25 protein-coding genes are annotated in these 23,888 nt (G+C 46.5%); 8 read left to right on the forward strand and 17 right to left on the reverse strand.

What is annotated here, in order from left to right; all coding sequences use genetic code 11:
- Positions 1-10: 10 nt before the first annotated feature.
- Complete coding sequence (locus SEDOR53_RS0116350; protein ID WP_026770673.1) at positions 11-2,755, reverse strand: 2-oxoglutarate dehydrogenase E1 component; 2,745 nt, start codon at positions 2,753-2,755, stop codon at positions 11-13.
- 195 nt (positions 2,756-2,950) lie between these two features.
- Here SEDOR53_RS0116350 and rpsT point away from each other — a divergent pair, with 195 nt between their 5' ends.
- A complete protein-coding gene (gene rpsT, locus SEDOR53_RS0116355; protein ID WP_026770674.1) occupies positions 2,951-3,208 on the forward strand; it encodes a 30S ribosomal protein S20 in 258 nt (85 codons plus the stop codon).
- A gap of 57 nt (positions 3,209-3,265) precedes the next feature.
- Here rpsT and SEDOR53_RS0116360 read toward each other — a convergent pair whose 3' ends face one another.
- Genes SEDOR53_RS0116360 through SEDOR53_RS0116370 form a run of 3 tightly spaced genes read right to left on the reverse strand, consistent with a single transcriptional unit; the run spans position 3,266 to position 6,109 of the window.
- Positions 3,266-4,648, reverse strand: a complete 1,383-nt coding sequence (locus tag SEDOR53_RS0116360) for an ATP-binding protein (RefSeq protein ID WP_026770675.1) — start codon at positions 4,646-4,648, stop codon at positions 3,266-3,268.
- A gap of 9 nt (positions 4,649-4,657) precedes the next feature.
- Positions 4,658-5,338, reverse strand: a complete 681-nt coding sequence (locus tag SEDOR53_RS0116365; protein ID WP_026770676.1) for a response regulator transcription factor — start codon at positions 5,336-5,338, stop codon at positions 4,658-4,660.
- Between the two features lie 45 nt (positions 5,339-5,383).
- On the reverse strand, positions 5,384-6,109 hold the full coding sequence (locus SEDOR53_RS0116370) for a head GIN domain-containing protein (protein WP_026770677.1): 726 nt from the start codon (positions 6,107-6,109) through the stop codon (positions 5,384-5,386).
- A gap of 113 nt (positions 6,110-6,222) precedes the next feature.
- On the opposite strand from SEDOR53_RS0116370, the gene guaA reads away from it, so the two are divergent.
- From guaA to SEDOR53_RS0116385, 3 genes are read left to right on the forward strand one after another with little or no spacing between them, the layout of a single operon-like run.
- Positions 6,223-7,758: a glutamine-hydrolyzing GMP synthase gene (guaA, locus tag SEDOR53_RS0116375; RefSeq protein ID WP_026770678.1), complete on the forward strand. Its 1,536-nt coding sequence runs from the start codon at positions 6,223-6,225 to the stop codon at positions 7,756-7,758.
- Positions 7,759-7,790: 32 nt separating this feature from the next.
- On the forward strand, positions 7,791-8,978 hold the full coding sequence (locus SEDOR53_RS0116380) for a hypothetical protein (protein ID WP_026770679.1): 1,188 nt from the start codon (positions 7,791-7,793) through the stop codon (positions 8,976-8,978).
- Positions 8,979-8,981: 3 nt separating this feature from the next.
- On the forward strand, positions 8,982-9,887 hold the full coding sequence (locus SEDOR53_RS0116385; protein ID WP_026770680.1) for a histone deacetylase: 906 nt from the start codon (positions 8,982-8,984) through the stop codon (positions 9,885-9,887).
- A 29-nt stretch (positions 9,888-9,916) separates the two neighbouring features.
- On the opposite strand, the gene SEDOR53_RS0116390 is transcribed toward SEDOR53_RS0116385, so the two are convergent.
- A complete protein-coding gene (locus SEDOR53_RS0116390) occupies positions 9,917-10,669 on the reverse strand; it encodes a LexA family transcriptional regulator (RefSeq protein WP_026770681.1) in 753 nt (250 codons plus the stop codon).
- Between the two features lie 226 nt (positions 10,670-10,895).
- On the opposite strand from SEDOR53_RS0116390, the gene surE reads away from it, so the two are divergent.
- The gene (gene surE, locus SEDOR53_RS0116395; protein ID WP_026770682.1) at positions 10,896-11,690 is read left to right on the forward strand and encodes a 5'/3'-nucleotidase SurE; all 795 of its coding nucleotides are present in this window, start codon (positions 10,896-10,898) and stop codon (positions 11,688-11,690) included.
- Complete coding sequence (locus tag SEDOR53_RS18390) at positions 11,690-11,983, forward strand: hypothetical protein (protein ID WP_037361504.1); 294 nt, start codon at positions 11,690-11,692, stop codon at positions 11,981-11,983. The genes surE and SEDOR53_RS18390 overlap by 1 nt, the downstream gene beginning before the upstream one ends.
- Here SEDOR53_RS18390 and dnaJ read toward each other — a convergent pair.
- Both dnaJ and SEDOR53_RS0116410 read right to left on the reverse strand, forming a co-directional pair.
- On the reverse strand, positions 11,980-13,155 hold the full coding sequence (gene dnaJ / locus SEDOR53_RS0116405; RefSeq protein ID WP_026770683.1) for a molecular chaperone DnaJ: 1,176 nt from the start codon (positions 13,153-13,155) through the stop codon (positions 11,980-11,982). The genes SEDOR53_RS18390 and dnaJ overlap by 4 nt on opposite strands.
- Before the next feature lie 7 nt (positions 13,156-13,162).
- Positions 13,163-13,732: a nucleotide exchange factor GrpE gene (locus tag SEDOR53_RS0116410; protein ID WP_037361505.1), complete on the reverse strand. Its 570-nt coding sequence runs from the start codon at positions 13,730-13,732 to the stop codon at positions 13,163-13,165.
- A gap of 118 nt (positions 13,733-13,850) precedes the next feature.
- Between SEDOR53_RS0116410 and SEDOR53_RS0116415 the strand changes: the two genes are divergently transcribed.
- A complete protein-coding gene (locus SEDOR53_RS0116415) occupies positions 13,851-15,023 on the forward strand; it encodes a class I SAM-dependent rRNA methyltransferase (protein ID WP_026770685.1) in 1,173 nt (390 codons plus the stop codon).
- Positions 15,024-15,120: 97 nt separating this feature from the next.
- Here SEDOR53_RS0116415 and SEDOR53_RS0116420 read toward each other — a convergent pair whose 3' ends face one another.
- The 10 genes from SEDOR53_RS0116420 to rpsA form a co-directional block, all read right to left on the reverse strand.
- Complete coding sequence (locus SEDOR53_RS0116420; RefSeq protein WP_026770686.1) at positions 15,121-15,474, reverse strand: T9SS type A sorting domain-containing protein; 354 nt, start codon at positions 15,472-15,474, stop codon at positions 15,121-15,123.
- Positions 15,475-15,658: 184 nt separating this feature from the next.
- Entirely contained in the window at positions 15,659-16,132 is a 474-nt protein-coding gene (locus SEDOR53_RS0116425) for a redoxin domain-containing protein (protein ID WP_026770687.1), read from the reverse strand.
- Between the two features lie 39 nt (positions 16,133-16,171).
- Positions 16,172-16,828, reverse strand: coding sequence for a 3-oxoacid CoA-transferase subunit B (locus SEDOR53_RS0116430; protein WP_026770688.1), 657 nt, complete (start codon positions 16,826-16,828; stop codon positions 16,172-16,174).
- 27 nt (positions 16,829-16,855) lie between these two features.
- On the reverse strand, positions 16,856-17,554 hold the full coding sequence (locus SEDOR53_RS0116435) for a CoA transferase subunit A (protein ID WP_026770689.1): 699 nt from the start codon (positions 17,552-17,554) through the stop codon (positions 16,856-16,858).
- A gap of 37 nt (positions 17,555-17,591) precedes the next feature.
- A complete protein-coding gene (locus tag SEDOR53_RS0116440; RefSeq protein WP_026770690.1) occupies positions 17,592-17,954 on the reverse strand; it encodes a DUF4296 domain-containing protein in 363 nt (120 codons plus the stop codon).
- Positions 17,951-18,880, reverse strand: coding sequence for a DUF4835 family protein (locus tag SEDOR53_RS0116445; protein WP_232214799.1), 930 nt, complete (start codon positions 18,878-18,880; stop codon positions 17,951-17,953). The genes SEDOR53_RS0116440 and SEDOR53_RS0116445 overlap by 4 nt, the downstream gene beginning before the upstream one ends.
- Positions 18,867-20,069: a bifunctional phosphopantothenoylcysteine decarboxylase/phosphopantothenate--cysteine ligase CoaBC gene (coaBC, locus tag SEDOR53_RS0116450; RefSeq protein ID WP_026770692.1), complete on the reverse strand. Its 1,203-nt coding sequence runs from the start codon at positions 20,067-20,069 to the stop codon at positions 18,867-18,869. The genes SEDOR53_RS0116445 and coaBC overlap by 14 nt, the downstream gene beginning before the upstream one ends.
- Before the next feature lie 78 nt (positions 20,070-20,147).
- Entirely contained in the window at positions 20,148-20,492 is a 345-nt protein-coding gene (locus SEDOR53_RS0116455) for a DNA-directed RNA polymerase subunit omega (RefSeq protein WP_026770693.1), read from the reverse strand.
- The gene (locus SEDOR53_RS0116460; protein ID WP_026770694.1) at positions 20,461-21,285 is read right to left on the reverse strand and encodes an outer membrane protein assembly factor BamD; all 825 of its coding nucleotides are present in this window, start codon (positions 21,283-21,285) and stop codon (positions 20,461-20,463) included. Before SEDOR53_RS0116460 ends, SEDOR53_RS0116455 begins: the two co-directional genes overlap by 32 nt.
- A 164-nt stretch (positions 21,286-21,449) precedes the next feature.
- Positions 21,450-23,354: a 30S ribosomal protein S1 gene (rpsA, locus tag SEDOR53_RS0116465; protein WP_037361507.1), complete on the reverse strand. Its 1,905-nt coding sequence runs from the start codon at positions 23,352-23,354 to the stop codon at positions 21,450-21,452.
- Positions 23,355-23,538: 184 nt separating this feature from the next.
- Between rpsA and SEDOR53_RS0116470 the strand changes: the two genes are divergently transcribed.
- A complete protein-coding gene (locus SEDOR53_RS0116470) occupies positions 23,539-23,847 on the forward strand; it encodes a hypothetical protein (protein ID WP_026770696.1) in 309 nt (102 codons plus the stop codon).
- Positions 23,848-23,888 lie beyond the last annotated feature (41 nt).

Below are 23,888 nucleotides of genomic sequence, written 5' to 3' on the forward strand. Positions count from 1 at the left end.
GATGCTATTATCAGATGCCGAATGCCGTATCGATGATCTCCGATTGCTCCTGGGCATGCACTTTAGCATATCCTGTTGCAGTGGCTGCACTGGCATTGCGACTGATCACACCAAAATTGATATTCTTCAGGTTCATCTGCAGGAAACTGGCTGCTCCCATATTCAGCGGTTCTTCCTGTACCCAGAACCAGGTGGCTTTGCTGTACTTCTTGTACAGCGCATCAATCTGGCGGTAAGGCAGCGGGTACAACTGTTCCAGTCTAACAATAGCGATATCGTTCCTGTTGTCTTTCTGTTGCTTGTCGGCCAGTTCAAAATAAAGTTTGCCGGAGCACAACAATACTTTCCTCACCTGTGTGGCATCTTTTACAAATGTATCATCGATCAGTTCCCTGAATCCGCCGGTGGTAAATTCGCTGACCGGACTATAAGTGCCCGGATTACGCAGGTTGGCCTTAGGCGAGAAATTAATCAATGGCTTGCGGAATGGCCAGGTAAGCTGGCGCCTGAATGCATGGAAAAGATTGGAAGAACTGGTGATATTGGTTACCACCAAATTCAGTTCGGCGCACATTTGCAGAAAACGTTCCATGCGCGCACTGCTATGCTCAGGGCCTTGTCCTTCGTATCCATGCGGTAACAACATCACCACACCGTTCTGCCGCTGCCATTTTTGTTCGCCTGCTGCAATGAACTGGTCAATCAGGGTTTGTGCGCCATTGCAAAAATCTCCGAACTGCGCTTCCCATATTACCAACGCATTGGGATTGGCCATGGCATAACCATATTCAAAACCCAATACCCCATATTCGCTCAGCAATGAATTATAGATGCGGAATGCCGCCTGCTTTTCCTGGAGATGGTCGAGCCGGTTGTATTCAGCATTGGTGTTTTCATCGCGCAATACTGCATGCCGGTGACTGAAAGTGCCGCGCTTCACATCCTGTCCGCTCATGCGCACAATATTTCCTTCGCAGAGAATGGATCCATAAGACATCAGTTCGGCCGTAGCCCAGTCGATCTTCTGTTCTGTATCCAGCAGCTTGATCTTATCCTGCAATAATTTTTCTACTTTTTTCAATGGCTGAAAATCAGACGGCCATTTCATGAGGCCGTTGAAAAGCGAGCGCACGGCTTCTTCACTGATACTGGTAGCGGGTGAAGCAACAAAATCTTCTTCTGTTGCTTTGCGAAGGCTTTTCCATACCAGTTCGGGCTGTTGGTATTTGTAAGGCAGCGGATGCTGTTTCACTTCATCTAGTCTTTCCTGGAGATCGGCCCAGAATTTCTTTTCCATTTCCTTAGCCAGTTGCTGTGCATCGGCTTCGCCATTCTCCATGAGGTATTGCGTATAGATCTCCCGTGGGTTCGGGTGTTTGTCGATCAATGCATAGAGCTGTGGCTGCGTATATTTAGGGTCGTCTCCTTCGTTGTGTCCGTGTTTGCGATAGCAAACCATATCGATGAAAATATCGCTGTTGAATTCCTGGCGATAGCGTGTGGCGATCTCTGCACACTTAACAGCTGCTTCCGCATCATCGCCATTCACGTGCAATACCGGCGCCTGTATCATGGCCGCTGCAGAAGTACAATAATCGGCACTCCTTGCATCATCAAAATCTGTGGTGAAACCGATCTGGTTATTGATCACGAAGTGAATGGTACCGCCTGTATAATAACCGGCCAGGTTGCTCATCTGCAACACTTCGTACACAATGCCCTGTCCGGCTACAGATGCATCTCCATGCACCAGTATGGGTAATATCCTGTCGAAATCACTTTCGTACAATACATCTGCTTTCGCCCTTGCAAAACCCACCACCACCGGGTCTACGGCTTCGAGGTGAGAAGGGTTAGGCATCAGTTTGAGGTGAATATGTTTGTCATCTGCTGTTTGCACTTCACTGCCATACCCCATGTGGTATTTCACATCGCCGCTGCCCATGGTCTGGTCGATATCAGCCGTTCCTTCAAACTCACTGAATATCTGTTCATAAGTTTTACCCATCACATTGGCCAATACGTTGAGGCGGCCGCGGTGTGCCATACCAATGACCACTTCCTGTACATCATTGTTGCCGGCTACATTGATGATGGCATCCAGTGCAGCAATGGTGGTTTCTCCTCCTTCCAGTGAAAAGCGTTTCTGGCCAATATATTTGGTATGAAGGAATTTTTCGAACATCACACCCTGGTTCAGTTTTTCCAGTATGCGTTTCTTTTGTGTGATGGGAACGGGCGTATTGAACTTGCGTTCCATCTCGTTGGTGAGCCAGTCGATCTTTTTCTGATCGCTGATGTATTTGAACTCAATGCCTACTTTATCGGCATAACATTTCTGCAAATGATCGAGGATATTGCGCAGGCTGGTGGCGCCGAGGCCAATGAGATTGCCTGCCTGGTAAACCGTATCCAGATCGGCATCGGAAAGTCCGAAGAACGACAGTTCCAGGTTGGCGCCGCGGTCTTTACGCGGACGTATGGGGTTGGTCTTGGCCAGCAGGTGGCCTTTATTGCGGTAGCCCAGGATCAGGCGGTATACCCTGATTTCCTTCATCCAGTCGATCGCTGCCGTTGTGGCAACAGCGGCTTGTCCGTTTACCGTTGCACCCGCATGATTGGCAACAGCAAAATCAAACCCTTCAAAAAATTTACGCAGATCCTGATCAATCCCTGCCGGGTTCTTCACAAATTCCTGGTACAAACTTTCGATAAAGGCCGGATGGGAATTGGTAATATACGAAAAATCCTTCATTTGACTAGATTATTCAGCTTTTTGTTGAAATTGAGGGCAAATATCGGTCATTAGCCGCATAAAATAAGGCTTATTTTCACCATTTTAGATGGCTTTTATGCCATCCCGGTGAAAATGGATTTTTCAGTTTTTTTGCCGAAAATTTCCCTGTTTGATTCCTATACCTTACCTTTGCCGTCCTGAAAAAAACAGAACATGGCAAATCATTCAGCTACCAAGAAAGATGTGAGACAAGCTGCTAAGCGTCGCGATCGTAACCGTTACTATGGCAAAACTACCCGTAATGCCATCCGCGGTCTGAAAGCGAACACCGACCAAAAGGCCTATACTGAGCAGTTGCCTGACGTTGTTTCTATGATCGACAAGTTGGCTAAGCGTGGTATCATCCACAAAAATAAAGCTGCCAACCTGAAGAGCAAACTGGCTAAAAAGGCAAATAAAGCTACAGCGTAAGCTTTATCTGTAGCTTTCCGATAAATCATTGCAAGCCAACCGGTAGCCGGTTGGCTTTTATATTATGTAATGATCCTCCGCTTTGGGTAAGCGCACAGTAAAACGGTTCGTATCATCGTAGAGGGCCGTATAAGTGATGGTTCCATGATGCACGGTAAGAATACGTTGCACAATGGAAAGTCCCAATCCAAAACCCTTGGTCATCGCAGCATTCTCACCACGGAAAAATGGTCCCATGATCTTTTCTGCCTCTTCGTGAGAGAGTTGTACGCCCCGGTTATCGAAATGCACTTCCACATGACGTTGGTGCATGTCGATACCAATGTTTATTTTTTTGTCGAATGAATAGTTGTAAGCATTCTTGAGCAGGTTAGTGAAAACCGATTTCAACAGGGAATCGTTACCCGCTATCAGGCAATCCTGGTCCGATTCAGGTTGTTTAACAAAGAATACGGTCACTGCTATATCGGGATATATTTTTTTTATGTTGCTGATGGATTCATACAGCAACTCATCTATGCGAAGCCAGGGCCAGTCGGACTGAAAATTCAACTGTCCGTATTGTGAAAGCAATAAGAGTGAATTCGTCAACTCTATCAGGCGTTGTTCGTCTTCTTTAAGCGAATGCAGCACTTCCCTGTATTCTTCTTCCCCCAGGTTTTTCCTGAGGGCCAACTCTGTTTGAGCGAGCATGGAAGCCAAGGGGGTGCGTAATTCGTGGGAAGCCTGTTGTACAAAATTCTTCTGCACTGCAAATGCTTTGTGTAATCTTTCCAGCATCTCATTGAAATTGCGGGCGATCTCGTTGATCTCTTCATACCTGCCATCCTCCGATACCCTTTCCGTCAGGTTCTGTTCGCTGATGAAAGCCATTTGGTTACTCAACATTGTGAGTGGCTTCACTGCTTCTCCTACATACGCGAAAGAAAAAACAGAAGTGAGTAACAAGGCCCCAATGCAAACCGACGCCAGTATGATCTTCAGGTTGTTCAGCTTGCTCAGTCCCGGCAGATCATATCCCGATGACAAAACATAATAATGCGTCTCTGGTATATACAACCAAACCTTTTGCACATTTTCGTTTTCCTGCCTCCACTCTTTCAGGTTTTTTATATTCTTCATCATTCCATTGTCCATCAATTCATGCACGGTATCCGGCAGCTTGTTCAATACAGCACCCGTAGAATCATATATAACCAGTTTTTCATCATAGGAAGTATTGCTGTGCAATGCTTTCTTCAGCATCACAATGGCGGCTTCACCGGGCGCCTTGATCTCGGCAACTATATCATGGAATTCCAGGCCGTCTTTTTTTAATCGCTCAAAAAAATCTTCCCGCCGGTAGCCCGAATCCAGGATGAAAATGGCCGTAGATGTAATGATCAGAACGATGGCAACAAAAAAAGTGAGCAGCAGTGCAAACCGTAACTTGAGGTTCATGCTCCGGGTTTATTTGATGTAATATCCGAACCCTGGCTTGGTATAGATCAGTTTCTGTTCAAAAGGCTTGTCAATCTTATTCCGTAAAAAGCTGATGTAGACTTCAATGGTATTGGTGCCGGTGTCAAAACTCATGTCCCATACTTTCGAAAGGATCTCCTGTTTGGAAATCACTTTTTCTTTATTGGATGCCAGCAAAACCAACAGGGTAAATTCTTTCGCCGTGAGGGAAATATCGGTGCCGTTTCTTTTCACCGATTTGTCCCAAAGGTCTATCACCAGGTCATGCACAACTATTTTTTCTGCTTTCCGGGGTTTTTCAGAACGTTTGAGAAATACTTTGATGCGTGCAAACAGTTCATCGAAATGAAAAGGCTTTACGATGTAATCATCCGCGCCCAATTCAAAAGCCGTTACCTTATCACTGATCTGGCCTGCTGCAGTGAGCATTACAATGGGCACTTTCTGGTTGTGTTTCCTGAATTCCCTGCAAAGGGCAAACCCATCTTTATAGGGCAGGTTGATGTCGAGCAACACCAAAGAAAAAGCCTGTTTTTTAAACACTTTTTCAGCTTCTTTCCCATTGGTGGCCACCTCTACCTCATATCCCTGCCGAACCAGTTCATCCTGAATGGCTTTGCCTAATTTGATCTCATCTTCAACCAGTAAAATGCTGTGCACGTTTTCCATTACTTTCAGTGAATTTTCAACCTAAAATAATGAAAAAATAATGGTTTAGTCAATTTTATGTACGCTGCCCGTGCCAGAAATGCTTTGTGTAATAGAAGCTGCTCCTTTATAATATACCGATCCGATACCCGATACATGTATGTCCAGGTCTTTATCGGCAAAAACCTTTGCATTGCCGGCTCCTGAGATTCGCACTTTCACAGATTCGGCCTTCAGGTCTTCGCCTTTGTAGCTGCCGATGCCACTGATCCGGACCTGCTCATTCCTGGTTTCGCCCGACAAACTAACAGAGCCACTGCCGCTGATCTCGGCTTCTACCTCGGGGGTATTCACATCGAGGTTCATGTTGCCGATACCCGATACTTTTACTTTCAGTTTATCGGCCCCGGTGAACTTACCCTTTCCTGTGATATTACCGCTTCCGGATAAACGCAGTTCTTCCAACCGGTCGGTAGTGATATATACCTTGATGCCCGCCGAGTGGCCAATATATATATGGTCTCTCAACTCCAACAGCAGGAACCCGTTTTCCATGCGGGTAACCACATAAGGCAGTATGTTATCGTCTGCCTCCACTTTTACAGAAGTAGTGGGCCCTTTGGTGATTTCCACATCGAATATCGATCCCAGTCTTATTTTTTCTGCATGCTCAATGGGACGCGTTTCCGTTACCCTGTTCCCGCTTCCTTCGATGCGTTTGAAATGTATCCAGTTGCAGGCGCTGAAACACAAGGCCGTCACCAACATCAATATAGGTATAATATATTTCATATTATTTGTTTGAAATTAAAGATAGCCAAAAGAAAATACCCTGTCCTACCGTTCCTGTGCATTTGTGACCATTGATCAGTTAAGGCCCGTGAAATTTCAATACCTTCGCAGCCATGACGGAAAAGATACTCATCCTCGACTTCGGAAGTCAGTATACCCAGTTGATAGCCCGTGCGGTAAGAGAAGCCAATGTTTATTGTGAGATCATACCTTATCACCAGTCTTTTACATTTGAAGACGGGTTAAAAGGCATTATCCTCAGCGGCTCTCCTTTCAGTGTGAACGAAGAGAAAGCGCCTGCGGTAGATATTGCCGCTTTTATACAGCGCCTGCCGGTACTGGGTATTTGCTATGGCGCCCAGCTAACTGCCAAGTGTTTTGGCGGAAGGGTTGACAAATCGAACAAACGGGAATACGGCCGCGCCAGGCTGCAACGCCGGAAAGACGATGTGTTGCTGAAAGACATCAGCGACGGTTCCCAGGTATGGATGAGTCACAGCGATTCCATTGTAGCGCTTCCGGAAGGTTTTGAAATACTGGCTACAACGGAAAGCATTCCTGTTGCCGCTTTCCGCAAAACCGGCAACGATACCCATCCGCTTTACGGCATTCAGTTTCACCCCGAAGTATATCATTCCACAGAAGGTAAAAAGGTATTGAAGAATTTCCTGGTACAGATCTGCGGTTGTAAGCAGGACTGGACACCCGCTTCTTTCGTGACTGAAACCGTAGCCCATCTCAAACAACAGATCGGCGATCATCAGGTGATCATGGCGCTCAGCGGCGGGGTTGACAGTACCGTAGCTGCTACCCTGATACACAAAGCCATTGGCGACAGGTTGCACGGTATTTTCGTTGACAACGGTGTATTACGCAAAGATGAGTTTGAAAAAGTGCTGCATACGTATCGCCAGTTGGGTTTGAATGTAAAAGGCGTTGATGCCAAAGGGTTGTTTTACGGCGAGTTGAAAGGTAAAACCGATCCCGAAGCCAAGCGCAAAGTGATCGGAAAATTGTTCATCGATGTATTCCAGGAAGAATCCAAACAGATAGCGGGGGTGAAATTCCTCGGGCAAGGCACTATTTACCCCGATGTTATTGAAAGTGTAAGTGTGCATGGCCCTTCGCAAACCATCAAATCGCACCACAATGTAGGAGGCTTACCCGATACCATGCACCTTGAACTGGTAGAACCCCTTCGTTTCCTGTTCAAGGATGAAGTACGGAAAGTGGGATTGGAATTGGGCATACCTGCCGATATGATCAACCGTCATCCTTTTCCCGGACCGGGTCTTGCGATACGCATCCTGGGTGAAGTAACCGAAGAGAAAGTACAACTCCTGCAAGCCGCCGATGATATTTATATACAGGAACTGAAAAAGCACAACCTTTACAGTACTGTATGGCAGGCAGGCACTATTTTATTACCTGTGAAAAGTGTGGGGGTGATGGGGGATGAAAGAACTTATGAATATACTGTTGCGCTTCGCGCCGTTACTTCAGTGGATGGTATGACGGCCGACTGGGCGCACCTTCCTTATGAATTCCTGGCCCATATTTCGAACGAGATCATTAACAATGTTAGGGGTATCAACCGGGTCGTGTACGATATCAGCAGTAAGCCGCCGGCTACGATTGAATGGGAATAGTTTTTTTAGTACATTGAAGCAAATATGACGGTATGCACTATTGGAAAAAGTATGCTTGTCTGTTTACCTGTTACTGTTGTTTTCTTTTTTCGGCAATTGCACAGGATACTGCCATACGGCAGCCTCTGAAAATTGCTGTATTCGCCCCTGTGTACCTCGATTCTGCTTTCAAAGGCAATGACTACAAACTGGGCAATACCAACAGCCTCCCGCGCTATATGTTGCCAGGCCTCGATTTTTACAATGGTGTGTTATTGGCCATAGATTCCCTGCAAGCCGAACACGCACAACTGGAAGTGTTATTTTACGACAGTAAAAGCTTAACCCAACCGTTGCCACAAGTGCTGCTAAAACCGGAGCTGAACGGGGTATCATTGCTCATCGCTTCTTTCAATACACGCAACGAGATCAAGCTCCTGGCTGATTTTGCGCTCAATAAAAACATCCCGCTTATTTCCGCCACCTATCCCAACGATGGTGGTATTACAGCCAACCCATTTTTTGTGCTGGTAAATCCCACATTGCCCACACACTGCGCCGGCCTGTATCATTACCTGCAAAGAATATATCCTACCAGCAGCATGATTATGTTCAGGAGAAAGGGCCCGTTTGAAGACATGATCCAGTCCGAGTTCGACACTGCAGGCCAGCAAACAGCCGGTATTCCGCTCAGGATCAAAACTGTTGAACTGCCCGATACTTTTAACGTGAAACAGGTGACGGGTTATCTCGACAGTACAAAGCAAAACATTGTGATCTGTGGTACCCTCAATGAAGCATTCGGTGTTAACCTGGTAAGGGCATTGGATGAATCGAAAAACTTCCCTTCGGTAGCCATTGGGATGCCTACCTGGGATGCATTAAAAGAATTGGACCGGATGAATACCGAGATCGTATACTCTACTCCTTTCACTTATAATTACCTGCGTAAGGACAAGACAGGACAGCAATTGGTTACCAAATACAGGGCAAGGTTCCAGGCAAGACCCAGCGATATGGCTTTCAAAGGCTTTGAAGCCCTTTATCATTTTGGTAAATTATTGCTCAAATACAATAATGGCCTGATCAATCATCTTTCCGATAAAGATTTTCATTTATTCAACGACTTCGACTTTCAACCCGTTCGTTTGAGCAAAGAGCATCTGTTACCCGATTACCTGGAAAACAAGAAACTGTATTTTATCCGCAAGGCAGGCGGACAGCTAAAATCGTTGAACTGATCGATGTTGTACATTGCCTATGCCCCTTTGTATGCACACCCCTTACCTGAAGGGCATCGTTTTCCCATGCTTAAATACGAACTCATTCCCGCGCAATTATTGCATGAAGGAGTGATCGCAAAGGAAAACCTCTTCGAACCCTTTGCCTGTAACGAAGACACCGTGTTGCTGACACACCAGAAAGCGTACTTGGAAAAACTGTTGCATCAAACACTCTCCGCTTCAGAGCAAAGAAAGATTGGCTTCCCTCAATCGCCAGCCCTTACACAACGGGAGTTGATCATAGCACAGGGCACCATTGATTGTTGCCGTTATGCCAGGCAGTATGGCGTTGCATTGAATGTGGCCGGCGGAACGCACCACGCTTTCGCCGACCGGGGTGAAGGTTTTTGTTTACTGAATGATATGGCTATTGCTGCTAATTATTTACTGCATCACCAACTGGCCAGTCAACTATTGATCATCGATCTCGATGTACACCAGGGTAATGGAACAGCCAAATTATTTGAGAAAGAACCCCGTGTATTTACTTTCAGCATGCATGGCCAGCACAATTATCCTTTCCACAAAGAACAATCAGACCTCGACATTCCTTTAAAAGACGGTACCGGTGAACAGGAGTACCTGCAAATATTGTCTCATACCTTGCCTGTGCTGCTGGAAAAGGTACAACCCGATTTCGCTTTCTTTTTATCGGGCGTAGACATACTGGACACAGACAAATTCGGTAAACTGAAAGTAAGTATCGATGGTTGCAAAAAAAGGGATGAACTGGTATTCAGCGAACTAAAGAAAAGGAATATCCCTGTAACCGTGGCCATGGGCGGTGGCTATTCCCCGGATATCAGAGCCATTGTCACAGCGCACTGCAATACTTTCAAAGCCGCAAAAGACATTTTCAATCTCTGAACAATTCTTTCATTCATCGAGCCATTCAATTAGTTGAGCTTCCGCTTCAACGTGCTCACCTGCTCCTGCAGGTTATTGACCATACCAGCCAGTTGATTCACATCCCAACGCGGCGTGGTATTGGCTTTTTGCATGATGTACACCGCTTTCCAAACTTCCAGCACATCTTCCGTACTCACGTTGTAAGGTTCGTATTGCGGATTATCGCTGATGAGGGTAAGCTTGTTCCTGAGGCGGTTGTTCTTCATGATGCGCTTATACACCACGCCATCATTTTTTGAAAGCACTACATAAGTATTACTGTTCTTCACTTCTTCCAGGTCCTCTACTTTCTCTCCTACAATTACGCTGCCACTGGGAGTGGGCAACATACTGTCTCCAATGATTTCAAAAGCACGATACTGTCCGGGAGCCAGCATAGGCAGGGTAAACGTGTTCAGTTCATCCAAAAATTCCGGATCAGCATAACCGGTCATATAGCCTGCCGCCGCCTTCACCGGCACAAAGCTGATCTGGGTAACTTCTGAAGCCATCTTAAGCTGCCTTCTCTTCTCCAAATAGCTGGCACCCTGCGGCTCGGCCAGGTCTTTGAATAAAAGGTCTTCCAAACTCAGCTTGAAAATATTGCAGACCACTTCCATTACTTCCAGGCGCGGCTCAGCACGTTCTTCTTCATAAGCACCCACCAATGATCTTTTGATCTTGAGTTTATTGGCAAACTCTTCCTGTGTCCAGCCACGCAGCTTGCGCAGGTAGCGTAAATTCTTTCCGGCGTTTGACATAGCTAACTGATTTAGTGCAAAATACTAATATTTTTAGCTTTGCCAAAATTTTCTGCTGCTTTTTTTAAAAAATTACAATGCGGACAGCCTGTTTCCCTTACTTTCTTTTTGCAGCGCCAACAGTTCTTATAAGGTAAGTAAAAGTGACCGGCAAATCTTTGGGCATACCAACCACAATGCTTCCATTATAAATGTAGTTGATATTGCTCTTGCTTATCTTTACAGCATGGTCAAAAAAACGCGTTCGAAGTCATCCCTTCCCATCATATTGGTTACCAACGACGATGGTATTGCAGCACCCGGTATCCGGGCATTGGTAGAATCTGTAGTAGGATTAGGTAAAGTAGTAGTAGTGGCTCCCGATAAGCCGCAGAGTGGTATGGGGCACGCCATCACCATTGGTCATCCGCTGCGCCTGCAGAAGGTGAACCAGTTCGGAGATATAGAAGCTTATAGTTGCAGCGGCACACCGGTTGACTGTGTAAAGCTGGCGGTTGACAAAATATTACACCGCAAACCCGATCTCTGTATCAGCGGCATCAACCACGGCGCCAACCATTCCATCAACGTGATCTATTCGGGTACCATGTCTGCCGCACTGGAAGCAGCCATCGAAAGCATCCCCAGCATTGGCTTCAGTCTGCTCGATTACAGTATTGAAGCCGATTTCTCGGCATCCCAGCGATACGCGCGTATGATCGTTGAAAAAGTATTGAAGGGTAAACAGCACGATAAACACCTTTGCCTCAACGTTAATTTCCCCGCAGTTACAGAAAAACTGATCAAAGGAGTGAAAATCTGCCGACAGGCTTATGCCAAATACGAAGAGGAATTCGACGAACGAAAAGATCCCCACGGCAAAAAATATTATTGGCTCACCGGTGAATTCCTCAACTTCGACAAAGGCAAGGACACCGATGTATGGGCGCTCAAGAACAATTATGTGAGTGTGGTTCCCGTACAGTTCGATCTCACCCACTATGAACTCAAAAAGAAACTGGAAACAAACTGGAAATTCTGATGCTCAAGAAAGACAACTTAAAACTGGGCCTGGTGCTCGGATTCATTGCTCCTGTTGCGGGGCTCTTTGGTTATTACCTGGTGCGGTTCCGGCTTTTTTCTCTCAAAGATTTCTTTGAAGTATTAATGGCGCAGAAATCACTGCTCACTGCCATCATCAGCATTTCACTGATGGCAAACGCATTGGTCTTTACATTCTATATCAACCGGCGGAAAGACAAAACAGCGAAAGGAGTGTTTGTTGCTACCTGCATATACGCACTTATTTCGCTGTTCATTAAATGGTTCGCTTAATTAAAGGCTTCCCGTACCCTGTCAAAAAAACTTTTATCGCTCTTGCCGGGCTGCGGTTTGAAGTTCTCACTCCTGCCGAGCTTTTCCAGCATTGCTTTTTCTTCATCGGTAAGCTGTTGCGGCGTCCATACATTCACTTGTATCAGCTGATCACCGCGACTGTATCCCTGCACTTCCGGAAATCCTTTTCCTTTCAACCGGAATATTTTTCCGCTCTGTGTACCTGGCGGTATCTTTATTTTAGCCCTGCCGTCGATGGTGGGCACTTCCACCTGCGTGCCAAATGCTGCATCGGCGAATGAGATATGCAGGTCATACGCTACGTTGAGTCCATCGCGCTGCAATTCCGGATGCGCTTCCTCTTCTATCTGTATGATCAGATCACCCGGTGCACCTCCACGCTCTCCTGCATTTCCTTTTCCACTCATGCTCAATTGCATGCCTTCCTGTACGCCCGCCGGTATGTCTATGCTGATGGTCTCTTCGCCGTATACCCTTCCCTCTCCTTTACAGGTACCGCATTTAGCGGTTACGGTAGTACCTTCGCCATTACAAGTGGGACAAGTAGTTACCGTTTGCATCTGCCCCAGGAATGTGTTGGTTACCTTGCGTATCTGTCCGGTTCCGCCGCAGGTCTTACAGGTTTGCACACTGCTCTGGTCTTTGGCGCCGCTGCCGCCACAGGTATTACAGGTAACATGCTTTTTCACTTTCACGTGCTTGGTAACCCCTTTGGCTATCTCTTCATAAGTGAGTTTCATTTTGATGCGCAGGTTGGAACCCCTCACACCTCTTGCCGAACGGCCTCCGCCTCCCCTGCTCCTGCCGGCACCTCCGAAGAAACTTCCGAACACATCCTCACCGCCGAATACATCTCCGAACTGACTGAAAATGTCTTCCATATTCATGCCGCCGCCGTAATGTCCGCCTCCACCGCCCGATCCGGGTGCAAATGCTGCATGTCCGAACCGGTCGTATTTTGCTTTCTTATCAGCATCACTCAACACTTCATAAGCTTCGGCTGCTTCTTTGAATTTCTCTTCTGCAGCTTTGTCACCCGGATTGCGGTCGGGATGGAATTGCATAGCCACCTTCCGATAAGCTTTCTTGATCTCATCGGCTGAAGCAGTTTTACCAACGCCCAGGATTTCGTAATAATCTCTTTTTGTCATTGCAATTCTATTTTCCTACCACCACTTTCGCAAAGCGGATGATCTTATCATTCATATAATAGCCTTTCATCACTTCATCGATCACTTTGCCTTTGAGTTCTTCAGCAGGTGCGGGGATTTCTGTAATGGCCTCGTGTTTTTCCACGTCGAAATCCTGGTGGATACTTTCCATGGGTTTTACCCCTTTTGCCTGCAGGGTGCTGCGAAGTTTATTAAATACCAGCATGATCCCCTCTTTTTGTGCAGCGAGGTCTTCATTGGCCAGTAACTGCTTTTCAGCCCTGTCGCAATCATCCAGCACATCCAGCAGTGACAATATCACGTCTTTTCCGGCAGTCTGGATCAGTTCCAGCCGCTCTTTGGCTGTTCTTCTACGGAAATTGTCGAATTCGGCCATCAGGCGCAGGTATTTGTCCTTCTGCTCCTGCAGGGCGGTTTCCAGCTTCTCCGTTGCATTCTCGTCCTGTACCGGCTCATTCAGGTGTGAAGTGCCGGCTGCATTTTCGTCAGTATTGATATCCAATCTGTTGTCTTTTTCGGCAGATTCCGTTTTTTGCGTCATTTCTTGCTCTTCCATAGTATGATTACGTTATGCCGCAACTATTGTCAAAAATGTTGCCGGAGCAAAGAAAAGGAAAAAATGACAGGAATCCGGCGGCAATCAATAACCCCTTCCCGGCCCTATCTTTGCGGCCATGGTAAAGGTTTATTTGAAGAAAAAGATCACGCCCCGCATTGCCGGCGGACATCCCTGGATATTCCGCAACGAGGTAGACCGGGTGGCAGGTGAAGTAAAAGCGGGTGACATTGTGGAAGTTTCTTACAGTGATGGGAAATTCGCCGGCCGCGGCTATATCAATCCCCAGTCGCAGATACTGGTACGCCTGCTGACGCGGAACCGGCAGGAAGTCATCGATGAGCAGTTTTTCCACGACAGGATAGCCCGTGCCTGGTTGTACAGGCAAAAGTTGGGATATGTTGAAAACTGCCGGCTGGTATTTGGCGAGGCCGATGAACTGCCCGCCCTGGTCATCGATAAATTCAACGACTATTTTGTACTTCAAACCCTTTCTTTTGGGATGGAATGCTGGAAGCCGGCCATTGTAGCGGCACTGCAATCCATCTTCTCGCCCAAAGGTATTTATGAGCGGAATGATGTGCCCGTGCGGGAACTGGAGGGATTAAAACAACAAAAAGGATTTTTATCGACCCCATTTGACACGAATATCATCATCAACGAAAACGGACTGAAATTCCATGTTGATATTGAGAACGGGCAGAAAACCGGGTATTTCCTCGACCAGCAGGATAACCGCCGTGCCATACAACATATTGTAAAAGGCGCTGATGTATTGGGTGCATTTACTTACACTGGCACTTTTGAGATACATGCCGCCCATTATGGGGCGAAGTCGGTACTCGGACTCGACATCTCTGAAAATGCCGTAGCGCAGGCCAATCGCAATGCCGCGCTGAACGGACTCGACAATATCTGCCGCTTCGAAGCCATGAATGCTTTTGATGTGCTTAAGCAATGGGGAAAGGAAGGCCGCCAGTACGATGTGGTCATGCTCGATCCGCCCGCGTTCACCAAGAGCCGCGAACAAATACAGAAAGCGATCACCGGTTATAAAGAGATCAACCTCAGGGGTATGAAGCTGATCAAAAATGGTGGATTCCTGGTCACTTCCAGTTGTACCAACCTGGTGCAGCCCGACCTCTTCCTGCAAACCATTGAAATGGCTGCCAAAGACGCCCGTAAAAAGATCAGGCAGGTTACTTTTCAGGCCCAGGCCAGCGATCACCCCATCATATGGGGCGTGGAGAATACGAATTACTTAAAGTTTCTGATTGTAGAGGTTTCCTGAACGTCATCCCGAGCGTAGCCGAGGGATCTGCTGAAAACTTTATCAGGCCCTTCGACTCGCTTCGCTCGCTCAGGGTGACGATCATTGGTTGGGTTGATTACTTATTCACCTGGAACTTACCCGATTCCACGATCCGGCTATTGGCATCCCGTAACTGGTAGATGTATAGACCGCGAAAATAGTTATCGTCGAGCGGGATGGTGATCTTGCTCTCGTTAACCCTGATCTCGGTCATTTTCTTACCAATAAAATTGTAGATCTGTAATGAGTAGGATTTATCAACCGATTTGTCGAACTCAAAACTGATAACGGTAGTAGCAGGGTTGGGGTAAAAGCGAATGATTTTCGTCTGAACATCAGTAAACTCAAAAGACGACTGTCCTTTGTCAGCAATGAAACTGCTGCCAAAGAACGCCATTACCAGTAAAACAACTGTGTTGAGTTTCTTCATGATCTGAGTCTATTACTAAAGTAGCAAAAACTATGCTAAAAACCATATTTAATTGATCAATGGCTAATTAAACGTCATCCTGAGCGAACGCAGTGAGTCGAAGGATCTCACTGAATATTCAGCAGATCCCTCGGCTACGCTCGGGATGACGTGTGTATTCACTGAGTATGAGCCATCAAGCTATTTAATTAAGTTTAGCCAGCGCCTGCTGTATACCTTCAAAAGAAGGAAGATCCGAAGGCTTTGCACATACTTCAGCATACTGAATCGTGCCTGTTTTATCTATCAGGAAAGCAGCTCTCTTGCTAACGCCATGCATTTCAAATGCGGGGAAAGTTTCATAGAGTACTCCATAAGCGCTCGCGGCTTCTTTATTAAAATCGCTGAGTAACGGGAAGTTCAGGTTTTGCTCGGCTTTGAATTTACCCAATACAAAGAGTGAGTCAATCGATATACCCAATACCTGTGCATTCGAATTATTATAGAGCGCGATATTATCCCTGATGTTACACAATTCTGCAGTGCAGGTGCTTGTGAAAGCCAGCGGGAAGAACAATAACAACACGTTCTTGTCTTTGAAATCCGATAACGATACTTTGTTCTTATCCGAATCGTACAATGCGAAATCCGGTGCTTTTTGTCCAACTTGTATATTCATAACATTGATTTGATATGCAAGTTAGCAAATCGGTCCGAACTAACATTTCATTTCAGGAACATGATCGGGTACTACCAAACGACCGGCAGTCTTCGAAACAATTTCTTCAACTGTTACACCCGGCGCCCTTTCTTTCAGTAAGAATCCATCTGGAGTAATATCCAGCACGGCCAATTCCGTTACTACCTTCTTTACGCATTTTACACCGGTGAGTGGCAGTTGGCATTGTGGCAACAGTTTGCTTTCTCCTTTCGGGTTCGTATGCATCATGGCTACGATGATATTTTGTGCACTGGCTACCAGGTCCATCGCACCGCCCATTCCTTTTACCATTTTACCGGGAATTTTCCAGTTGGCAATATCACCGCTGTCACTCACTTCCATCGCACCCAATACAGTAAGGTCTATCTTACCTGCACGGATCATTCCAAAACTTTCGGCGCTGTCAAAAAAAGCGCCGCCTGGTATTACTGTAACCGTTTCTTTACCGGCGTTGATGAGATCGGCATCTATGTCTGCTTCTGAAGGGTAAGGCCCCATGCCCAGGATACCGTTCTCACTTTGGAGGATCACGGTGATGCCTTCGGGAATAAAATTAGAGACCAGTGTGGGTATGCCAATGCCCAGGTTCACATACATTCCGTCTTTCAGCTCCTGTGCAATTCGTTTGGCAATATGGAATTTATCAAGCGCCATGCTCCATCGTTTTTGAATGTTGATTTTTCATCCTTGTATCTGAACCGTCTTGCGTTCTATTCTTTTTTCATAATGGCTTCCCTGGAAAATGCGGTGCACATATACGCCCGCCACATGAATATGATCGGGATCCAGTTCGCCGGGCTGTACCAGCTCTTCTACTTCGGCAATAGTAATATCACCGGCTTTGGCCATTGAAGTAGAAAAATTCCTGGTTGCTTTCCTGAACACCAGGTTACCCTGCGCATCGCCTTTCCAGGCTTTGACAATTGCAAAAGACGCATGCAGTGCATGTTCCATCAGGTACATTTTGCCATTGAACTCCCGCACTTCTTTTCCTGCGGCTACTTCCGTACCATAACCTGCCGGCGTATAAAACGCAGGTATGCCCATGCCTGCCATTTGTATGCGGGTAGCCAGGGTTCCCTGCGGAATCAGGTCCACCTCTAATTCTCCGCTGAGCAACTGCCTTTCGAATTCTGCATTTTCGCCCACATAGCTGCTCATCATTTTTTTGATCTGCTTTGTCTTCAACAGCAGGCCCAGACCAAAATCATCCACCCCTGCATTATTGGAAATACAGGTAAGTCCGGTTACTTTTTTTTTCACCAATGCTGCAATAGAGTTTTCAGGGATCCCGTTCAGACCAAAGCCGCCGAGCATAATAGTAGCTCCGTCGCGGATATCAAAAATGGCTTCGTCTGCATTTGCATAGACCTTGTTCATAGCGCAATCGTTAACAACCAAAGATACTGTTTAACCGCTATGGTATGGCACGCTTCTTCGACAGCTGCTGTTGTTCTTTAGTAGAAAGACTTTCTACCGAATCCAGCAATTCTTTGAACTGTACCGGATGTGTTTCATAATAACGGTAGCTCTGGTAAAATTGTTCGCGGGTAATATGGTGTATTGAGAATACCTGTTCGTACAAACGGATGTCTTCGCGTTTTTTTTGCATTGTTGAATCTTTCAAACGTTCCCTGGCGAAGAGCTCATCGGCTTTCATCATATCCCACACCACTTTTTTCATGGTGTTCACAGGTATCACTTTCGGTTTATTATCCGAACAGCCCGCCAACAACAGCGCCAGGCATCCGATCAGTTGCATCACCCCGTATTTCTTCATTGCAATTCCTGTTTATAATGCGTGGCATTGACGATATCCAATGCACTCAACAATTCTATGGCTTTTGTTCTTTCTTCCGGCGTACCTTTTTTGAAAACGCCGATCAGCTCCAGGTATTTGCCCTGCAGAAAAAATTGCAGGATCATGGTGTTGGGGTTTTCTTTATTGAAAGCATCCAGCTGTATCAACGACTGTAATATATTGGTTCTCGCTTCTTTCTCTTTGTCGTACAGGTTATCGAACCCGGAACGGTAATAAGCATAGATCACATCGTGCATGATATTGTACCGGTTGTTGATGAGGTTTTCATTCAGCCAGTAGCGGTTACGAACGCCATCGAAGAGGCGCCAGCCGCTGATGTTCTTGCCTTCGGGCGCATTGGTTACGATCTGTTGCGCTTTGCGGTAATACTGCTCTCCTCCTTTGGGAGAAAAAGAGTCGTAGTCGAGTCCCAGTATCGTATACGCATAATAAGCAAAGACAGCCGTGAGGTTGGCAATGGAAGCATCTGTTCCCTGCACCCTGTTCTCATTGAACTCCACCGGTTGAAATTCCACATACCGGAATGTTACTTCGGGGTCTATATAATTCACCAGCGCTGCCTGGTAAGTGGAATTATACACTGGCCTCGCCGCCTGCACCGTGAGTGTGGCTTTGTACACATTGGGCTCTGGTACATTTTCTATATTGAGGATGAAACTGCATTCTATTTTTTCAGTCTCCCTGAATACATCATTGGTCCACTTGCGGCTGTTGAGCAGTGTAGTGAGCTGGTTTTGCAGGGTAGTGAATATTTTCCTGTCTACCGTAGAATTAACACGCGCCGCAATCACCGACACCCTTGCCTGTAATTCCTGTGCCGTAGCCTGCTGCAGGCACAACAGGCAAGCGAGCATGATCATCCACCCTGTCTTATGGTTTCGCATGAACATGTGTTATGATGAAGGATACGATCTCTTCCGCCACTGCTTTTTTCGATTGCAGCCCGATCTTTTTTTCTTCGCCGGAGCGATGCAGAATAGTTACCTGGTTGGTATCCACTCCAAAGCCTGCCGCTTCATCGTTCAGCGAATTGAGCACGATCATATCGGCATTCTTTGTTTGCAGTTTCGCCAATGCGTGTTCCCGTTCATTATTGGTTTCCAGTGCAAAGCCCGCAATGAATTGTCCCGCTTTTTTTTGCTTGCCCAACGCCAGCAATATGTCTTCGTTTTTGGTGAGCTTCAGTTCCCAGTCCGCCGCGCTCTTTTTGATCTTATTGCTGGCAACGGATACCGGCCTGTAATCGGCCACAGCCGCTGCCATTACGATCACCGCCGCATCGGGAGATGCGGCCATACAGGCATCATACATATCAGCAGCCGACACCACCGGTACTACATGGATACCGGCATAAGCTGTTTGCTGGTGTGTAGGCCCTGTAACAAGGGTTACATCGGCTCCCTGCATGTACAAAGCTTCTGCAATGGCAAATCCCATTTTACCGGATGAATGATTACCGATGAAACGTACCGGGTCAATCGCTTCGTAAGTGGGACCGGCAGATACCAGCGCTTTTTTGCCTTTCAGTGTTTTACTGCGCAAGAGGTGTTCTGCCAGGTATGCTACGATGGTCTCGGGCTCTGCCATCCTTCCATCGCCATACAAGCCGCTGGCCAGTTCTCCTTTTTCCACGTTGATGAGGTGGTTGCCGTCTTTCACCAGTAAATCCATATTGCGCCGGGTGGCGGGGTGGCGCCACATGTCTTCGTCCATGGCGGGGGCCAGTACAACAGGACAGGTAGCGGATAAATACACCGCCAGCAAAGCATTATCGCAAAGCCCCTGCGCCATCTTGGCCAGGGTATTGCAACTCAGCGGCGCCAATACGAACACATCGGCCCAGCGGCCCAGCATCACGTGGTTTGACCAATCTTCCCCTTCCACCAGTTCTGTTACAACATGGTTTTTGGAAAGGGTTGAAAGCACTACGGGTGATACGAATGTTTTGGCGGCAGGCGTCATCACCACTTTTACTTCCGCTCCTGCTTTAACCAGCAGGCGAACCAGTAATATGGCTTTGTAGGCTGCGATGCTGCCCGTAACGCCGATCAATATTTTTTTACCCTTGAGCATAGCTGCTATTGTACCTCAAAATAACAAAAAACGACAGTCATAATAACTGTCGTTCAATGCATTTCAGAAAGATTTATCTTATCTGAACAGGTCGTTATCGTTGTTTCTCCTGTAATACACTTTGTTCTCCATGAATTCCTGGGTAGCCAGTATGGCCGGATTGGGCATTTTTTCATAAGCCCTGGATATTTCGATCTGCTCTTTGTTCTCGTGTATCTCTTCCAGGCTGTCTGTATGGCTGGCGAATTCTTCCAGTTTATTGTGCAGTTCTTCTCTCAAAGAGATATTGATCTGGTTGGCCCTCCTGGCAATGATGGCAATGGATTCATACAGGTTGCCCGTTTTGGATTTGATCTGCACCAGGCTTTTGGTTTCTACAACACTGGCGGTATTAGCGCTCATTTGCCTTCTTAGCTTGCTCATGTTTGAGGTTGTTTAAAAAGTTATTTGATTGTGTTTTGTACTTGTTTACGTCTTCTGTGAATTTACTGTCGGTAAACCGATCGGCAAAATCTCCACACTCCGATATTACTTTCTCGTAACGTTCTTTTTGTTTTTCTTCATAGCTCATCTGGGCGTATTTGTAGTACGACCGGATGGTCTGGTATTTATATTCATCTGCTTTCTTAGAATCAGGAAAATTATCCGATACATTGGTAAAAGCGATGGCTGCTGCCTTGTAATAACCGAGGTTATAATACAGTTGCGCCGCTTTGAAATCTTTTTCCTCCAGTTTAGCCCTGCACTTGTCTATGATCTCAGACGCATCTTTCACACGCGCAGAATTGGGGTGTGTATTGATGAAGACCTGCATCAGCTGCATGGTCTTGTTGGTATTGGTTTGATCCAGGTCTGTTTTGGGCGATTGCTTGAAATAACAATAGGCGCGCATGTAATCACATTCTTCGCTCTTGTTACTCGTAGGGAAATTCTCTACAAAATTTTTGAAGAGGTTCTCCGCATTGAGGTAATCCTTATCATAGTAATAAGAATACGCGTACTTATAATACATGTCCTCATAGCGGGCGGTTCCCTTTACATAAGGAAAAACATCTTCAAAGAGCTGCGTTGCATGACTATAGTCCTTATTGGCATAATACTGTTCCGCCATTTTGGATTTATACTCATAATCTTTGCTCTTAAAGATCTTGGAGAACTTATTGGAGCATGCGCTCAGCAACAATACAAATGCCAGTAACAGAGGGGTCCTATTCATACAAGTTGGCAAAATTAGTTATTTACGGGCAATTTATAAAGCCCCGTTCAGGTTTGGCGGCTCGGGTCGTTAAGAATTAGCTAAAAAGCTGATTGCCAGAGGCTGGCAGCAAAAAAGGTCCCGATAGGTATCGGGACCTTTTTTCACTATTACAACGAAGACGGTTATTTGTTTTCGCCGCCTTCTCCTTCCTGCAATTTGGCTTTGATCTCTGCCAGGGCACCCAGGTCGCCCAGGGTGGCTTTTTCTACCTTGTTCTGGATAGTCTTCACAGCTTTCTTGGTCTTGTCAGACTCAGCTCTGGCTTCTTTCTTAGCCGCCTCCTTCTCTTCTGCTATGTGCTGTTCCCAGATACGGGCATGGCTCAATACAATGCGTTTTTCGTTGCGGTCGAACTCGATCACCATGAACTGGGCTGTTTCGTCGGCCTGCACTTGCTTGCCATCTTCTTTGTTCAGGTGGCGGTTAGGTGCAAAACCTTCCAGACCGTAGGGCAACTGTACCAGTGCTCCTTTTTCGTCCTTGCGGGTAACAGTGCCTTCATGGAGTGTGCCTACTGCGAAAGTATCTTCGAGGGCATTCCAGGGATCTTCTTCGAGTTGTTTATGTCCGAGCTGCAATTTGCGGTTCTCTTTATCGATGCTCAGGATGATCACGTCGATGGTCTCACCTACTTTGGTATAGTCTGTAGGATGAGCGAAACGCTTCAACCAGCTGAGGTCGCTGATGTGGATCATACCGCCGATACCGGGCTCGAGTTCAACGAACACACCATAAGGCGTGATGTTCTTCACCAGTCCTTTGTGTTTGCTTCCTTCGGGGAATTTGGTTTCGATGGTATTCCATGGATCCTGGCTCATTTGTTTGATGCTCAGGCTCATCTTGCGTGCATCTTTGTCGAGCGTAACCACTTTGGCTTCGTACTCATCTCCCAATTTGAAGAATTCCTTCGCGTTGATAGGTGTATTAGCCCAGGTGATCTCAGATACGTGCACCAGGCCTTCTACGCCGGGCTGGATTTCCAGGAATGCACCGTAATCTTCGATGTTCACCACTTTGCCTTTTACTACAGAACCTTCTGCCAGTCCTTCAGGCAGCACATCCCAAGGATGCGGAGTCAGTTGTTTCAGACCCAGGCTGATGCGTTTTTTGTCGTCGTCGAAATCCAGTACCACCACCTGCAGTTTCTGGTCCATCTTCACCACTTCGCTCGGGTGAGAGATACGGCCCCATGAAATATCGGTGATATAAAGCAGACCATCGAGACCTCCGAGGTCCATGAACGCACCGAAATCGGTGATGTTCTTCACCACACCTTCCAGTACCTGGCCTTTTTCGAGTTTGCTCATGATCTCTGCACGCTGTGCTTCGATATCGCTTTCGATCAGGGCTTTGTGAGATACTACGGCGTTCTTGATGGCTTCGTTGATCTTCACCACTTTGAACTCCATGGTCTTTCCTACAAACTGATCGTAATCGGTAACAGGTTTAACGTCGATCTGTGAACCGGGCAGGAAGGTCTCCATGCCGAATACATCCACGATCAAACCACCTTTTGTTTTGCTGGTAACAGTACCGGTGATCACTTCACCAGTCTTGTGTACTTCAACGATCCTCTCCCATGCTCGGAAGATACGTGCTGACTTACGGCTCAGGTGCAGGTTACCGTTGCGGTCTTCTTTCTCAACCACCATCACTTCCACTTCATCACCTATTTTCAGCCCCTGTACATCACGGAATTCATTCAGTGATACCAGTCCGTCACTTTTGAAACCGATGTTGATCACAACATCTGTTTTGGTGAGGGCTACTACACCACCTCTCACGATCTCACCATCTTCAATCTGTACGAAAGTGTTGTCATACACTTTGTCGTACTTTACACGGTCGGCTTCAGCATAATGACTCACATTGCGTTTGTCGATGCTCCAGTCGAAATCATCATGCGCTGTTTCTACAACAGGCGCTTCTACAGGTGCATTTGTTGTCGCAGTAGTAGTTGCTGCTACCTCGGGGGCGGCGGCATTCTCCTGTGCATCTGCGTTTAATTGTTTGTTAATCAAGTTCATATCAAATATCCCGATGCTTTTATTCGGGGCGGCAAAGTTACGTAAAAAAAGCTGGAAACGGAAGTTTTTAGCTAACTCATTGACTACAGCATACTTGAGGTATTAAAATTTATGATTTTGAATGCTGCTTTTTTCCTTATCTTAACCTAGAATTTTAAACCCTAATCTAAAAATTAAAGCTACTATGAAAAAGCTCCTCCTGGCCATGCTGTTGTTCGTTGGTATGGCATCTGTTTCTTTCGCTCAAACCAAGAAAGAAGAAAAGCCCGCAGCCGCTAAAGTGCATACCAAGGCCGACGGTACACCCGATAAGCGCTATAAAGAAAATAAAGAGCATGCCGAGCACATGAAAAAAGACGGCACGCCCGATATGCGCTATAAAGAGAACAAGGGTAAAGAAGCAGCCGCTCCCGGACATACCAAGAAAGACGGTACTGCCGACAAGCGTTTCAAAGAGAATAAAGAAGACAAGGGTAAGAAAAAAGCAGCTTAGTCCTGAGCAAAATTCTCCCCAAATAGAGAATGCCGCCTGTA

Source organism: Asinibacterium sp. OR53 (assembly GCF_000515315.1).
GTDB lineage: Bacteria > Bacteroidota > Bacteroidia > Chitinophagales > Chitinophagaceae > Sediminibacterium.

Excerpts from the sequence above, each read along its gene's own strand:
- SEDOR53_RS0116420 (WP_026770686.1), bottom strand. The coding sequence starts at position 15,474 with ATGAAGAAACTCAACACAGTTGTTTTACTGGTAATGGCGTTCTTTGGC.
- SEDOR53_RS0116425 (WP_026770687.1), bottom strand. The coding sequence starts at position 16,132 with ATGAATATACAAGTTGGACAAAAAGCACCGGATTTCGCATTGTACGAT.
- SEDOR53_RS0116360 (WP_026770675.1), bottom strand. The coding sequence starts at position 4,648 with ATGAACCTCAAGTTACGGTTTGCACTGCTGCTCACTTTTTTTGTTGCC.
- SEDOR53_RS0116460 (WP_026770694.1), bottom strand. The coding sequence starts at position 21,285 with ATGAATAGGACCCCTCTGTTACTGGCATTTGTATTGTTGCTGAGCGCA.
- SEDOR53_RS0116380 (WP_026770679.1), top strand. The coding sequence starts at position 7,791 with ATGCACTATTGGAAAAAGTATGCTTGTCTGTTTACCTGTTACTGTTGT.
- SEDOR53_RS0116455 (WP_026770693.1), bottom strand. The coding sequence starts at position 20,492 with ATGAGCAAGCTAAGAAGGCAAATGAGCGCTAATACCGCCAGTGTTGTA.
- SEDOR53_RS0116390 (WP_026770681.1), bottom strand. The coding sequence starts at position 10,669 with ATGTCAAACGCCGGAAAGAATTTACGCTACCTGCGCAAGCTGCGTGGC.
- SEDOR53_RS0116415 (WP_026770685.1), top strand. The coding sequence starts at position 13,851 with ATGGTAAAGGTTTATTTGAAGAAAAAGATCACGCCCCGCATTGCCGGC.
- SEDOR53_RS18390 (WP_037361504.1), top strand. The coding sequence starts at position 11,690 with ATGCTCAAGAAAGACAACTTAAAACTGGGCCTGGTGCTCGGATTCATT.
- SEDOR53_RS0116445 (WP_232214799.1), bottom strand. The coding sequence starts at position 18,880 with ATGCGAAACCATAAGACAGGGTGGATGATCATGCTCGCTTGCCTGTTG.
- coaBC (WP_026770692.1), bottom strand. The coding sequence starts at position 20,069 with ATGCTCAAGGGTAAAAAAATATTGATCGGCGTTACGGGCAGCATCGCA.
- SEDOR53_RS0116385 (WP_026770680.1), top strand. The coding sequence starts at position 8,982 with ATGTTGTACATTGCCTATGCCCCTTTGTATGCACACCCCTTACCTGAA.
- SEDOR53_RS0116365 (WP_026770676.1), bottom strand. The coding sequence starts at position 5,338 with ATGGAAAACGTGCACAGCATTTTACTGGTTGAAGATGAGATCAAATTA.
- dnaJ (WP_026770683.1), bottom strand. The coding sequence starts at position 13,155 with ATGACAAAAAGAGATTATTACGAAATCCTGGGCGTTGGTAAAACTGCT.
- SEDOR53_RS0116435 (WP_026770689.1), bottom strand. The coding sequence starts at position 17,554 with ATGAACAAGGTCTATGCAAATGCAGACGAAGCCATTTTTGATATCCGC.
- SEDOR53_RS0116350 (WP_026770673.1), bottom strand. The coding sequence starts at position 2,755 with ATGAAGGATTTTTCGTATATTACCAATTCCCATCCGGCCTTTATCGAA.
- SEDOR53_RS0116430 (WP_026770688.1), bottom strand. The coding sequence starts at position 16,828 with ATGGCGCTTGATAAATTCCATATTGCCAAACGAATTGCACAGGAGCTG.
- rpsT (WP_026770674.1), top strand. The coding sequence starts at position 2,951 with ATGGCAAATCATTCAGCTACCAAGAAAGATGTGAGACAAGCTGCTAAG.
- SEDOR53_RS0116440 (WP_026770690.1), bottom strand. The coding sequence starts at position 17,954 with ATGAAGAAATACGGGGTGATGCAACTGATCGGATGCCTGGCGCTGTTG.
- SEDOR53_RS0116410 (WP_037361505.1), bottom strand. The coding sequence starts at position 13,732 with ATGGAAGAGCAAGAAATGACGCAAAAAACGGAATCTGCCGAAAAAGAC.
- rpsA (WP_037361507.1), bottom strand. The coding sequence starts at position 23,354 with ATGAACTTGATTAACAAACAATTAAACGCAGATGCACAGGAGAATGCC.
- guaA (WP_026770678.1), top strand. The coding sequence starts at position 6,223 with ATGACGGAAAAGATACTCATCCTCGACTTCGGAAGTCAGTATACCCAG.
- SEDOR53_RS0116470 (WP_026770696.1), top strand. The coding sequence starts at position 23,539 with ATGAAAAAGCTCCTCCTGGCCATGCTGTTGTTCGTTGGTATGGCATCT.
- SEDOR53_RS0116370 (WP_026770677.1), bottom strand. The coding sequence starts at position 6,109 with ATGAAATATATTATACCTATATTGATGTTGGTGACGGCCTTGTGTTTC.
- surE (WP_026770682.1), top strand. The coding sequence starts at position 10,896 with ATGGTCAAAAAAACGCGTTCGAAGTCATCCCTTCCCATCATATTGGTT.